Annotated in this window: 12 protein-coding genes; 5 read left to right on the forward strand and 7 right to left on the reverse strand. The window is 73.0% G+C overall.

The window, feature by feature from the left end:
• Positions 1-33: 33 nt before the first annotated feature.
• On the reverse strand, positions 34-702 hold the full coding sequence (locus G3T38_RS08275; protein WP_163771828.1) for a potassium channel family protein: 669 nt from the start codon (positions 700-702) through the stop codon (positions 34-36).
• Entirely contained in the window at positions 702-1,364 is a 663-nt protein-coding gene (locus G3T38_RS08280) for an NAD-binding protein (RefSeq protein ID WP_163771829.1), read from the reverse strand. The genes G3T38_RS08275 and G3T38_RS08280 overlap by 1 nt, the downstream gene beginning before the upstream one ends.
• Before the next feature lie 89 nt (positions 1,365-1,453).
• Between G3T38_RS08280 and G3T38_RS08285 the strand changes: the two genes are divergently transcribed.
• From G3T38_RS08285 to G3T38_RS08295, 3 genes are all read left to right on the forward strand, one after another.
• Positions 1,454-3,520, forward strand: coding sequence for an amino acid permease (locus G3T38_RS08285; protein ID WP_163771830.1), 2,067 nt, complete (start codon positions 1,454-1,456; stop codon positions 3,518-3,520).
• On the forward strand, positions 3,517-4,764 hold the full coding sequence (locus G3T38_RS08290) for a class I SAM-dependent RNA methyltransferase (RefSeq protein ID WP_163771831.1): 1,248 nt from the start codon (positions 3,517-3,519) through the stop codon (positions 4,762-4,764). Before G3T38_RS08285 ends, G3T38_RS08290 begins: the two co-directional genes overlap by 4 nt.
• Positions 4,765-5,025: 261 nt before the next feature.
• Positions 5,026-7,836: an aconitate hydratase AcnA gene (locus tag G3T38_RS08295; protein ID WP_163771832.1), complete on the forward strand. Its 2,811-nt coding sequence runs from the start codon at positions 5,026-5,028 to the stop codon at positions 7,834-7,836.
• Between the two features lie 79 nt (positions 7,837-7,915).
• Here the strand turns inward: G3T38_RS08295 and G3T38_RS08300 are convergent, their stop codons facing one another.
• From G3T38_RS08300 to G3T38_RS08320, 5 genes are read right to left on the reverse strand one after another with little or no spacing between them, the layout of a single operon-like run.
• Positions 7,916-8,989: a heparan-alpha-glucosaminide N-acetyltransferase domain-containing protein gene (locus G3T38_RS08300; RefSeq protein WP_163771833.1), complete on the reverse strand. Its 1,074-nt coding sequence runs from the start codon at positions 8,987-8,989 to the stop codon at positions 7,916-7,918.
• A complete protein-coding gene (locus tag G3T38_RS08305) occupies positions 8,990-9,865 on the reverse strand; it encodes a hypothetical protein (RefSeq protein WP_163771834.1) in 876 nt (291 codons plus the stop codon).
• Positions 9,862-10,149, reverse strand: a complete 288-nt coding sequence (locus G3T38_RS08310) for a hypothetical protein (protein ID WP_163771835.1) — start codon at positions 10,147-10,149, stop codon at positions 9,862-9,864. Before G3T38_RS08310 ends, G3T38_RS08305 begins: the two co-directional genes overlap by 4 nt.
• A gap of 2 nt (positions 10,150-10,151) precedes the next feature.
• A complete protein-coding gene (locus G3T38_RS08315) occupies positions 10,152-11,231 on the reverse strand; it encodes a hypothetical protein (protein ID WP_163771836.1) in 1,080 nt (359 codons plus the stop codon).
• Positions 11,224-11,460 (reverse strand): hypothetical protein, encoded by a 237-nt coding sequence (locus G3T38_RS08320; protein WP_163771837.1) that lies wholly within the window; start codon positions 11,458-11,460, stop codon positions 11,224-11,226. The genes G3T38_RS08315 and G3T38_RS08320 overlap by 8 nt, the downstream gene beginning before the upstream one ends.
• Positions 11,461-11,557: 97 nt before the next feature.
• Here G3T38_RS08320 and G3T38_RS08325 point away from each other — a divergent pair, with 97 nt between their 5' ends.
• The gene (locus G3T38_RS08325) at positions 11,558-11,902 is read left to right on the forward strand and encodes a thiamine-binding protein (protein WP_163771838.1); all 345 of its coding nucleotides are present in this window, start codon (positions 11,558-11,560) and stop codon (positions 11,900-11,902) included.
• The gene (locus G3T38_RS08330) at positions 11,899-12,858 is read left to right on the forward strand and encodes an SMP-30/gluconolactonase/LRE family protein (RefSeq protein WP_163771839.1); all 960 of its coding nucleotides are present in this window, start codon (positions 11,899-11,901) and stop codon (positions 12,856-12,858) included. Before G3T38_RS08325 ends, G3T38_RS08330 begins: the two co-directional genes overlap by 4 nt.
• Positions 12,859-12,888: the final 30 nt, after the last annotated feature.

Raw genomic sequence — 12,888 nt, forward strand, 5'->3', positions numbered from 1 at the left:
GCGTACGTGACAACTCGGCGGTGCCGTGCAGCCTCAGGGGTGGGTGGAGGGCGCCAGGAGGCGCTCGAGGTCGTCCTCGAGCTCGGTGGGGATGACGAACAGCAGCTCGTCGCCCGCCTCGAGCGGCTGCTCGGCGTCGGGCGTGTAGACCTGGCCGTCGCGCAGGATCGTGACGAGGGCGCAGTTGTCGGGGAAGGGCACGAGCCCCGACGGGGTGCCGACGTACGGCGAGTCCTCGGGCAGCGTCAGCTCGACCAGGTTCGCCTGGCCCTGGCGGAAGGTGAAGAGCCGCACGAGGTCACCGACCGCCACGGCCTCCTCGACGAGCGCCGACATGATCCGTGGAGTGGAGACGCTGACGTCGACGCCCCAGGCCTCGCCGAACAGCCACTCGTTGTCGGGGTGGTTGACGCGCCCGACGGTGCGCGGCACGGCGAACTCGGTCTTCGCCAGCAGCGACGTGACGAGGTTGGCCTTGTCGTCGCCGGTCGCGGCGATCACGACGTCGCACTTGTCGAGCCGCGCCTCCTCGAGGGAAGACAGCTCGCAGCAGTCGGCGAGCAGCCACTCGGCCTCCGCGACCCGCTCGGGGCGGATCGCGTCGGCCGACTTGTCGATGAGCAGCACCTCGTGGCCGTTCTGGATCAGCTCGGCCGCGATGGAGCGCCCGACGGCGCCCGCTCCGGCGATGGCGACGCGCATCAGCTCTCCTCCGGGCCGCGGTCGATGGTGCGGTAGGCGTGCGCGGCGTTCTCCTCGCGCATCACCAGGTGCAGGAGGTCGCCCTCCTGGATGACGCTGTCGCGGTGGGGCAGCTCGCCCTCGCCGAGCCGGTCCATCCACGCGATGCGCGTGCGGGTCTGCTCCTGGAACGCGACGGTGCGGTGCCCGACCCACGCGCCGGGCGCCGGCACCTGGTCGAGCCGGATGGTCCCGGAGGGGTCGCGGAAGTCGGGCTCGGCGCCCACGGGGAGCAGGCGGCGCAGCACCTGGTCGGCCGTCCACTTCACCGTGGCGACGGTGGTGATGCCGAGCCGCTGGTAGACCTCGGCGCGGCCCGGGTCGTAGATGCGGGCCACGACCTGCTCGATCCCGAACGACTCCCGCGCGACGCGCGCCGCGATGATGTTGGAGTTGTCGCCGCTCGAGACGGCGGCGAAGGCGTCGGCGCGCTTGATGCCCGCCTTGACGAGCACCTTGCGGTCGAACCCGACGCCGGTGATCTTGTCACCGTTGAACTCGGGCCCGAGCCGACGGAACGCCTCCGACGCGACGTCGATGATCGACACCGTGTGGTTGCGGTCCTCGAGGCTGCGCGCCAGCGTGGAACCGACCCGGCCGCAGCCCATGATCACGACATGCACGTGCGGAACGGTAGCCCAGCACCGGTCCGTGCGGTGGATCACCGCCGCTGGCACCCGCGCGCCGTCCCGTGCGCGTACGATCGCGCCTCGTGGGTCTTGCCGACGCCTCGAAACGGATCCTGCTGGGGCGCAAGCTCCGCAGCTCCCAGCTCGGGGAAACTCTCCTCCCGAAGCGCATCGCGCTCCCGGTCTTCGCCAGCGACGCGTTGTCGTCGGTCGCCTACGCGCCCGACGAGGTCTTCATCATGCTCTCGATCGCGGGCACGACGTCGTACGTCTTCTCCCCGTGGATCGGCGTCGCCGTCGCCCTGGTGATGACCGCGGTGATCGCGTCGTACCGCCAGACCGTGCACGCCTACCCGAGCGGGGGCGGCGACTACGAGGTGGCGAGCGTCAACCTCGGCCCCGCGGCCGGTACGACGGTGGCGAGCGCCCTGCTCGTCGACTACGTGCTCACCGTGGCGGTGTCGATCTCGTCCGGCTCGCAGTACGCCGCGGCGGCGATCCCGTTCCTCTCGGGGCACGAGGTGCTGTTCGCCTCGGCGCTCGTGGTCGTGCTCATGGCCCTCAACCTGCGGGGCATCCGGGAGTCGGGCAGCTACTTCGCCGTCCCCACCTACCTCTTCATGGTCGCGATCATCGGCATGTCGCTCTACGGCGGCTACCGGTGGGCGGTCGGCACGCTGCCCGAGGTCGAGAGCGCTGCGCTCGACGTCGTGCCGCGGGAGGGCTTCGAGGGTCCGCTGACCCAGTTCGCCATGGTCTTCCTGCTGGCCCGTGCCTTCTCGTCGGGCTGTGCGGCGCTGACCGGCGTCGAGGCGATCTCCAACGGCGTACCGGCGTTCAAGCGGCCGAAGAGCCGCAACGCCGCCTCGACGCTGCTGATGCTGGGCATGATCGCCGTGACGATGATGCTGTCGGTCATCCTGCTGGCCCGGGAGATGGGGATCCGCTACGTCGACCCCCACGAGCTCGACCGCCTCCGGACGGCGGCGGGCGACCCGATGCCGGACGGCTACGACCAGCACACCGTCATCGCCCAGATCGCCGGCGCGCTGTTCGCGGACTTCCCGCCGGGGTTCTACTTCGTCGTGACGATGACGGGCGTCATCCTCGTGCTGGCCGCGAACACGGCGTTCAACGGCTTCCCGGTGCTCGGGTCGATCCTGGCGAAGGACGGCTTCGCGCCGCGGGCGCTCGGCTCCCGCGGCGACCGCCTCGCCTACAGCAACGGCATCGTCTTCCTCGCCGTGATGGCGATCGTGCTGATCGTCGCCTTCGACGCGCAGACCACGAAGCTGATCCAGCTCTACATCGTGGGCGTGTTCGTCTCGTTCAACCTGAGCCAGCTCGGCATGATCCGGCACTGGACGCGGCACCTCGCCACGGAGAAGGACGCCGGCCGGCGCCGCAAGATGCAGCAGTCGCGCGTCATCAACGCGATCGGCCTGGCGTTCACGGCGGTCGTGCTCGTGGTCGTGCTGCTCACCAAGTTCCTCGAGGGCGCCTGGATCACGATCCTCGCGATGACCGCGGCGTACTTCGTCATGCGGTCCATCCGCCGGCACTACGACCGGGTGGCGAAGGAGATCGCCGCGGAGGAGACCGACAAGGTGCTTCCCACGCGGGTGCACGCGATCGTGCTCGTCTCCAAGCTCCACAAGCCGACGCTCCGGGCTCTCGCCTACGCCAAGGCCTCGCGCCCCAACGTGCTGGAGGCGGTCTGCGTCTCGACGGACCCGGCGGAGACCGACCGGCTGCTCGCGGCCTGGGACGAGCGCCGCATCGACGTGCCGCTCAAGGTGCTCTACTCGCCGTACCGCGAGCTCATCAAGCCGATCGTCGACTACGCCGTCGAGATCCGGCAGGCCAACCCGCGCGGCGTGGTGGCGGTCTACATCCCCGAGTACGTCGTGGGTCGCTGGTGGGAGCAGCTGCTCCACAACCAGAGCGCACTGCGCCTCAAGGGCCGGCTGCTCTTCACGCCGGGGGTCATGGTCACGTCGGTGCCCTTCCAGCTGCAGTCCTCCGCCGTGGCGCTCGAGCGGGAGGACCGCCAGCTCACCCGCGTGCGGCCCGGCGACCTGCGCCGCGGCCGCGTGACGAGCGAGGAGGCGCCCGACCGGGTGCGCCCCCGCCCCCCGAGGCAGCGATGACGCGCCCCGACCGCCGCCGTCGACCCGGTCCGCAGCGCGGGCGCGGCACCCGCGCCCGGGCGCCGCGGGGACGCTCGCGCGTGGGGGAGCGGTACGCCGCGGAGATCGGCCCCGTCGCCCACGGCGGCCACTGCGTCGCGCGCGTGGCCGTCGAGGGCGAGGAGCGTGCCCGTGTCGTGTTCGTGCGCCACGGCATCCCCGGCGAGCGCGTGGTCCTCGAGATCACCGAGGGCTCCGACGGCGACCGCTTCTGGCGGGGCGACGTCGTCGAGGTGCACGAGGCCTCGCCGCACCGCGTCGTCGCGCCGTGTCCGGTCGCAGGCCCGGGGCTCTGCGGCGGCTGCGACTTCCAGCACGTCGACCTCGCCCACCAGCGCACCCTCAAGACCGCGGTGGTCGCCGAGCAGCTGCGGCGCCTCGCCGGCGTGACCTGGGACGGCGAGGTGCGGCCCGTGGCGGGCGACCTCCCCGAGCAGCTGGCCGGCCTGCGCTGGCGCACCCGGGTCCGGTACGTCGCGCTCCCCGGGGGAGGGCGTGGTATGCGGCGCCACCGGTCGCACGACGTCGTGCCGGTCGACACGTGCCTGATCGCCCACCCGGACGCCCGGGAGCCACGGCCCGGCACCACCACCGAGCACGTCGCGGTCGCCGACACCCACGAGCACGCCTTCGCGGTCGCGACCGACGGCTTCTGGCAGGTGCACCCCGGCGCGCCCGGCGCCCTCGTCGCGACGGTCCTCGAGCTGCTCCAGCCACGGCCGGGGGAGTCCGCCCTCGACCTGTACGGCGGGGTGGGCCTGTTCGCCCGCTACCTGGCGGACGCGCTCGGGCCCGACGGCGCCGTGCTGAGCGTCGAGGGGGACGCCACGGCGTCGGCCCACGCCGTCGACAACCTGCGCGAGGCACCCGGGCGGGTGGCCGCCGTACGGGGGGACGTGGCGACCGTGCTGGCGGAGGGCGACCCGTCGCTGCCCGCACTCGTCGCGCCCGACCTCGTCGTCCTCGACCCGCCCCGCGAGGGCGCCGGTCGCGCGGTCGTCGACGAGCTGGTGCGCCGCGCTCCGCGCGCGGTGGCGTACGTCGCGTGCGATCCCGCGGCGCTGGGCCGCGACGTCGGGCTGTTCCTGGCGGCGGGTTGGGAGCTGGTCGAGGTGCGGGGCTTCGACCTGTTCCCCATGACCCACCACGTCGAGTGCGTCGCGTTGCTGCGGCCGGTGTCGGTCGCTGCGCTCCCCGTCGTGTAACGCGGTGTCCGGGCATCTGTGGAAGGGGTAGATCGCGTGCACAGTGACCCGGACACCGCGTTACACGGGAAGAGGCGCACGGGGTCGCGAGATTCTTCGCTCGACATCGTGTATCTTGACGTCAAGACAAAACGGACGACACCTCCCCGTGGTCCCGACGTCCTGAGCCCACCCAGGTAAGGCGAGCCTTCCTAGGAACGGTTCCGGTTGCGGCGGCAAGATGGGTGGGGCGCGGCCAACCAGCGGACGAGGAGACGGACTGTGGCAAGTCAGAACAGCTTCGGTGCGAAGAGCACCCTGGACGTGGACGGCACGTCCTACGAGATCTTCCGCCTCGACGCGGTGAAGGGCGAGGGGCTCGACGTCGACTCGCTGCCCTTCTCGCTCAAGGTGCTGCTCGAGAACCTCCTCCGCACGGAGGACGGCGCCAACATCACCGCCGACGACATCAAGGCGCTGGCGGGGTGGGACGAGACGGCCCAGCCCGACAAGGAGATCCAGTTCACGCCGGCGCGCGTGCTCATGCAGGACTTCACCGGCGTCCCCTGCATCGTCGACCTCGCCACGATGCGCGAGGCCATGGCGGAGCTCGGTGGCGACGCCTCCAAGATCAACCCGCTCGCGCCCGCCGAGATGGTCATCGACCACTCCGTGATGGCCGACGTCTTCGGCACGCCCGAGGCCTTCGAGCGCAACGTCGAGATCGAGTACGAGCGCAACCGCGAGCGCTACCAGTTCCTGCGCTGGGGCCAGGGCGCGTTCGACGACTTCAAGGTCGTCCCCCCGGGCACCGGCATCGTCCACCAGGTCAACATCGAGCACCTGGCGCGCACGGTCTTCACCCGCGAGGTCGACGGCGAGCTGCTGGCCTACCCCGACACCTGCGTCGGCACCGACTCCCACACCACGATGGTCAACGGCATCGGCGTCGTCGGCTGGGGCGTCGGCGGCATCGAGGCCGAGGCGGCCATGCTCGGCCAGCCGGTCTCCATGCTCATCCCGCGCGTCGTCGGCTTCAAGCTGTCGGGCGAGCTGCCCGAGGGCTCCACCGCCACCGACCTGGTGCTGACGATCACCGAGATGGTGCGCAAGCACGGCGTGGTCGGCAAGTTCGTCGAGTTCTACGGCCCGGGTGTCGCGGCGCTGCCGCTGGCCAACCGCGCCACGATCGGCAACATGAGCCCCGAGTTCGGCTCGACCATCGCGGTCTTCCCGATTGACGGCGAGACGACGAAGTACCTCGAGCTCACCGGCCGCCCGGCCGAGCAGGTCGCGCTCGTGGAGAAGTACGCCAAGGAGCAGGGCCTCTGGCTCGACCCCGACGCCGAGCCGCGCTACTCGGAGAAGCTCGAGCTCGACCTCGCCACCGTCGTCCCCTCGCTGGCCGGCCCGAAGCGTCCGCAGGACCGCGTCGAGGTCTCGGTCGCCAAGGAGTCGTTCCGTGGCGCGCTCGCGTCGTACGTCGACGAGGACGGCGAGGAGGAGGGGTACGACGAGGCCGTCGCCGAGACGTTCCCCGCGTCCGACCCCGCCACGTCCAACGGGCACGGCGAGGCCGCCCCGCCGCGTGACTACCTGTCGGCCGCGCCCGCGGACGGCGGTCGCCCCAGCAAGCCGGTCGAGGTCACGCTGGAGGACGGCACCGAGTTCACGCTCGACCACGGTGCGGTCACCATCGCGTCGATCACCTCCTGCACCAACACGTCGAACCCGTCGGTGATGATCGGCGCGGCGCTGCTGGCGAAGAAGGCCGTCGAGAAGGGCCTGTCCCGCAAGCCGTGGGTCAAGACGACGCTGGCCCCGGGCTCGCAGGTCGTCAGCGACTACTACGACAAGGCCGGCCTCACGCCGTACCTCGACAAGCTGGGCTTCAACCTCGTCGGCTACGGCTGCGTGACCTGCATCGGCAACTCGGGCCCGCTCATCCCCGAGGTCTCCGCCGCGGTGAACGAGAACGACCTCGCCGTCGTCTCGGTCCTCTCCGGCAACCGCAACTTCGAGGGCCGCATCAGCCCCGACATCAAGATGAACTACCTGGCGTCCCCGCCGCTGGTCGTCGCCTACGCGCTGGCCGGCTCCATGGACGTCGACCTGTTCAACGACTCGCTCGGCGACGACACCGACGGCAACCCGGTCTACCTCAAGGACATCTGGCCCTCCCCGGCCGAGGTCGAGGACACGATCCGCGGCGCGATCAACTCGGAGATGTTCGCCGACTCCTACGCGGACGTCTTCAAGGGCGACGAGCGCTGGCGCGCGCTGCCCACCCCCGAGGGCGACATCTTCACGTGGGACGAGTCGTCGACGTACGTGCGCAAGGCGCCCTACTTCGACGGCATGCCCGACGAGCCGACCCCGGTGACCGACATCGACGGCGCCCGGGTGCTGCTCAAGCTGGGCGACTCGGTCACGACCGACCACATCAGCCCGGCCGGCTCGATCAAGAAGGACTCGCCCGCGGGTCTCTACCTGACCGAGCACGGCGTGCAGCAGCGCGACTTCAACTCCTACGGCTCGCGCCGCGGCAACCACGAGGTCATGATCCGCGGCACCTTCGCCAACATCCGCCTGCGCAACCAGATCGCGCCCGGCACCGAGGGGGGCGTCACCCGCGACTTCACCCAGGCCGACGCCCCCGTCACGTCGGTGTACGACGCGTCGGTCAACTACCAGGAGGCCGGCATCCCGCTGGTCGTGCTGGCGGGCAAGGAGTACGGCTCGGGCTCGTCCCGCGACTGGGCGGCCAAGGGCACCTCGCTCCTCGGCGTCAAGGCGGTCATCGCCGAGAGCTACGAGCGCATCCACCGGTCCAACCTCATCGGCATGGGCGTCATCCCGCTGCAGTTCCCCGAGGGCGAGAACGCCGAGAGCCTCGGCCTGACCGGCGAGGAGACCTTCTCCATCACCGGCATCACGGAGCTCAACGAGGGCCGCACGCCGAAGACGGTCAAGGTGAAGGCGGGCGACGTCGAGTTCGACGCCGTCGTGCGCATCGACACCCCGGGCGAGGCGAGCTACTACCGCAACGGCGGCATCATGCAGTTCGTGCTCCGGAGCCTGCTGAAGGGCTGACCCCGGCAGCGCCACCGGCCACACGCCGTCGGCCCGTCTCCCGCACCGCGGGGGGCGGGCCGTCGGCGTACCCGGGGGACTACCGCCGCACGCGGTCGATGCCGGCGGTGATGCCCCGCGCCAGGCCGCGCTCGAGGCCCTCGACGGGTCCGCGGGCCCACGGCTCCCACCGCACGATCCGCGGCCACAGCCACCCGAGGGCGAGCGAGCCCACGACCATCGCGGCCATGAGCGCCCAGGAGTCGTCGCGGAAGCCCGGCTCGCGGTCCTGCACCCACTGGTGCGCGACGAGGATCTGCACCGTGTAGGCGGTCAGCGTCACCCGGCCCGCGTCGGCCAGGGGGCGTGCCCCGGCGGGGACGTACGTCGCCGCGAGCCGCACCGCCTGCACGACGGCCACCACGAGCACGACCTCGAACGTCAGCACCGCCGGGGTCCCCGTGTACGGCGCCATGTCGAGCGTCCCGGCGCGCTGCGCCCCGATCATCCCGGCGGCGACGAGGCCGCAGCCCGCGAGGCTGGCGACGGTCACGAGCCGGCCGGCGTACCGGGCGAGCACGATGCCGAGGCAGGCGACCACGAGCATCGAGGTGAGCCGGTAGTAGGGCCCGGCGGCGGTGAGCTCGAGGAGCCGTGGGTAGAGGCCGTCGGCCGTCCCGCCGGCCATCAGGCGTTCGAAGCGCCAGTCCCGGAGCGCGGTCGAGGTGCTCGTCAGCAGCCGCGGCTCCAGCACGTAGAGCGCGACCGCGATGCCGAGCAGGGCCAGGCTGGGCAGTCGCACGAGCACGAGGCAGAGCAGCGTCAGCGCCCCGAGCCAGACGAGAACGACCACGATCTGCGCGTCGGTGCGCTCGAGGAGCAGGCCGATCCCGACGAGGGCCGCGGCACGCACGAGCACCGCGACGACCTCGCCGTGGCGGCCGCGGCCCAGCTCGGCTCCCCACCCGATGAGGAACGCGAACAGGGGGGCGGTCAGGTACTCGCTCAGGTCGAGGATGCCGCCGGGCCCCGGCGCCGGGGCGAAGTGCGCGACGAACATCGAGACCAGGGCCAGGCCGCGCGCCGCGTCGATGCCGAGGTCACGAGCCCGGCTGCGCCTGGGCGGGTCGGTGTCGGTGCCGGTGCCGGTGCCGAGGGGGAGGGGGGCGCTCACTCACCCATCGTCGTGCACGAGGCCCGCCAGCAGGTCGGGATCCGCGATCTCGGGGAGGCGCACCAGGTGGTGGAGCGCATCGGCACTGATCCGCGAGAGCACCGGCAGCACGTGCTCCCACGCCGCCTGCCGCACGACGGCGCGCACGAGCCGGCGCTGGTGCAGCCGGTCGAGCCGCGGCAGCAGCTCGAACAGCCGGGCCCGGGCCTCGAGCCCCAGCAGTCCCATGAGCAGCACGGCCTCGTCGGCCCGTTCGTGCTCGCCGGCGGCGGTGAGCACCCGTTCGAGGGCCTCGTCGGGCAGCCCCGACAGCACCTCGTCGAGTGCCGCGGGGTCCTCGGCGTGGACGCCGATCTCGAGGATCGCCAGGCCCGACGCGTCCCGGACCACCTCGACGCTGGCGTCGGCGGGCATGACGCCCACGAAGCCACCGAGGGTGAGGTGGTCGCCGTTGGCGAGCATGCGGCGGCCGACCTCGATCAGCAGCTGGGGGGGCAGGCCCGCGACGATCGCGGTCGCCCGCGTCGGCTCTAGGTGGCCGGTCAGCTCCGCGAGGAACTCCGGCGAGATCCGCTCGGCCAGCCGGGAGGCCTCCTCGGGCTCCATCACCGACGCGGTGCGGGCCGACACGAGGGGACCGAGAGCGGCCTCGGCTGCCTTCGCCGCCACCGCGACGGGCAGGAACCGCGTGATGCCGGCGAGACGCGCGAAGCGCCCGGCCTGGCGGGCGTGGCGGGCGGCGTCGATGCTGCGGCGCAGGTGGCTGACGTCCGCTGGCGCGAGGTCGGCCAGGAAGTCCAGGTCGGTGGCCGCCGCCGGCACCTGCAGCGCGTGCTTGAGCTTGGCGACCTCGACCACCGACCGCCCGGCGCTCACGGGGACGCCTCGGCGGGGCTCGTCTCGGGTGTCCCGCGGGGTGCCTCGGCGACGGGCTCGTCCCGCGGGAACAGCGTGGCCGCGACCCGCCGGCGGAGCGGGGCGGGGACGAGGCGTACGGCGTCGCGCATGCTCCGTCGTACCTCGTGGTCCTCGCGGTGCTGGGCCATCGCGACCGCGGTGTCGAGCGCCTCCAGGTGGGCGTCGTCGAACCGACGGAGGTAGGCGAGGTCGTCCGGCCCGAGACCGAGGCGATCGGCGATGCGCTCCAGGGGCGGGGGCACGTTCACGGCCCCTGCAGCAGGTCGGCCAGGCGGTCGGTGCCGTCGTCGTGCTGCTCCAGCCAGGCGCGGACGGCGGGGTCCGCCAGGCCCGGTGCACCGCGGAGCGCCGCGAGGTGCTCGTCGTCGAGGGCGTGGAGCACCCGTCGCAGGGGAGCGGCGAGGTCGAGGGCGTGAGCGGTGTGGAGCACGGCGTCGAGCACGGCCGGGTCCGCCGTGGCGGGCACGTTGACGAGCGCCGCGAGCGCGCGGTCGTCGAGGTGCGCGAGCGCGGGGAGGAGCTCGCGCCAGGCGTCGATCTCCGCCACCGCGGCGAGGAAGCCCGCGGCGCGGTCGGGCGGGAGGCCAGCGACGAGGGCGACCACGCGGACGCGCTCCGCGGGGTCCAACGAGGTCACCAGGGTGAGGGCGTCCAGGTGCGCGTCCGTGGCGTGGGCGTGCTCGACGACGGCGACGAGCACGTCGTCCCCGAGACCGTCCACGAGTGCCGGCAGCACCGTGCGGTCGTCCGCGAAGAGTGCCGCGCGCAGCAGGTCGCCGGGGTCGGCGCCGTCGACGACGGCGAGCGCCGACTCCGTGGGCACCACGGACACGAACCGGCCGAGCACGACGTGCTCGCCCCGCTCCAGCAGGAGCCGGCCGATCTGCGTCACGAGGGCGACGTCGAGGTCGGCCACGATGCCGCGCACCCGGTCGGGGTCGAGGGTGAGGCACACCTCCGCGAGGAACTCGGCGGGCAGGCGCTGGGCGAGGCGCACGGCCTCGGCGGGCGGGAGGGACCCGGCGATCCGGGCGCTGACCAGGGGACCGACGGCGTGCTGCGCCGCGCGGGCCGCGATGGCGACCGGCACGAGAGAGCTCAGGTGGGCGATGCGCGCGAACCGGTCGGCGTGGCGTGCGAAGAGCTGCTCGGCGACGTCGGTGCGGAACCGGCGGAGCTCGTCGGGGTCGGCGTCGGCGAGGAAGGCGACCTCGTCCAGCCCGAGGTCGAGCTCGTGCGCCAGCTTGGTGAGCTCGATGCGGGCGGCGAGCCGGGTGGCGGCGTTGGCGCCCCGGGGTGCGCCGGGAACCGCCGTCTCAGCCACGGCCGCTCCCGAACACGAGCGCGCGCGCCCGACCCCGGAGCGGTCGGGGGACGAACCGGACCGCCTGCTCGAGCCCGTCGGCCACCGCGCGGTCCTCGGCGCGGATCGCCAGGCTGATGGCGTCGTCGAGCACGGTCAGGTCGGCGTCGTCGTAGGCCTCGAGGAGCGCGAGCCGCTCGACCGGGAGGTCGAGCCGCCGGGCCATCGCCGCGAGCACGGGTCGTGACATGGGCCTCACCCTACTCGCGGGTCACTTTGCCGCGGGGGATGCTGGACGACATGACCACCTGGATCTCCGCCCTCCGCACGGCAGGACGGGCCGCCTGATGCTCGTCGCCTTCTCCGTCGCCCCCAGCGGCACCGGCCGGGACGACGCCTCCGTCGCCGACGCGGTCGCCGACGCGGTCCGCGTCGTGCGTGCCTCCGGGCTGCCGCACCGCACCGACGCGATGTTCACGACCATCGAGGGCCCCGACTGGGACACGGTGATGGACGTCGTCAAGCGCGCCACCGAGGCGGTGCAGGCCCACGGGACCCGGGTCTCCCTCGTGCTCAAGGCGGACATCCGTCCCGGCCACGAGGGCGAGCTCGACGGCAAGGTGCGGCGGGTCGAGGAGCGGCTGGCCGACGCCGGGAACGACGCCGGGGCCGACGCCGGGAACGACCGGTGACCCGGACGTCGACCTCCCTCGAGGTCGTCCAGGTCCCCGGCAACGGCGCCGAGGACGTGCTGGTCGCCAGTGCAGGCCCCCACGAGGGCGCGGTCTTCACGGGCACCGACGACGGTGCGGTGCTGCGGGTCTCCCACGACGGGCGCCGGGTGACCCGCGTCGGGCACACGGGCGGGCGCCCCCTCGGGCTGGAGGAGCTGCCCGACGGGCGGCTCCTCGTCTGCGACGCCCACCGGGGTCTGCTCGCCCTCGACCCGTCGTCCGGGGCCGTGGAGACGCTCGTGACCGCGGTCGACGGCGTCCCGATGCGCTTCTGCAACAACGCGGCCGTCGCCGGCGACGGCACGGTCTACTTCTCGGACTCCTCGACCCGGCACGGGATCGCGGAGTGGAAGCACGACTTCGTGCGCCTGACCCGCACGGGCCGGCTCCTGCGCCGGGACCCCGACGGCACGGTGACGGTCCTCCTCGACGGCCTCGCCTTCGCGAACGGGGTCGCCCTGGCGGCGGACGAGAGCTGGGTCGCGGTCGCCGAGACCGCCGCCCGCACCGTGGTGCGGCTCTGGCTGACCGGACCGTGGGCGGGGCAGCGCGACCTCCTCGCCACGGACCTGCCGGGCTACCCCGACAACATCGCGCGCGGGACCGACGGCTTGGTGTGGCTCGCGCTCGCCAGCCCCCGCGACCCCGTGGTCGAGCGGGTGCAGCGGGCTCCGCTGTGGGTACGGCGCGCGGCCACCTCCCTGCCCGCGCCCCTGCAGCCGGCACCCCGGCGCGTGGTGCACGTGCGTGCGGTCGACGCCGACGGTCGGGTGGTGCACGACATCGACCTGGACGGTCCCGCGGACCGGCGGGCCTTCCACATGGTGACCGGGGTGCGGGAGCACGAGGGCACGGTCTGGCTCGGCAGCCTGCACGAAGCCGCGGTGGCGCGGCTCCGACCAGACCGCGGCTAGAGTGGCGGGACGCCTCGGGGCCGGTCGGAC

The organism is Nocardioides zeae (genome assembly GCF_010686755.1).
In the GTDB taxonomy this organism is placed as follows: domain Bacteria; phylum Actinomycetota; class Actinomycetes; order Propionibacteriales; family Nocardioidaceae; genus Nocardioides; species Nocardioides zeae.

Excerpts from the sequence above, each read along its gene's own strand:
- G3T38_RS08275 (WP_163771828.1), bottom strand. The coding sequence starts at position 702 with ATGCGCGTCGCCATCGCCGGAGCGGGCGCCGTCGGGCGCTCCATCGCG.
- G3T38_RS08290 (WP_163771831.1), top strand. The coding sequence starts at position 3,517 with ATGACGCGCCCCGACCGCCGCCGTCGACCCGGTCCGCAGCGCGGGCGC.
- G3T38_RS08320 (WP_163771837.1), bottom strand. The coding sequence starts at position 11,460 with ATGTCACGACCCGTGCTCGCGGCGATGGCCCGGCGGCTCGACCTCCCG.
- G3T38_RS08325 (WP_163771838.1), top strand. The coding sequence starts at position 11,558 with ATGCTCGTCGCCTTCTCCGTCGCCCCCAGCGGCACCGGCCGGGACGAC.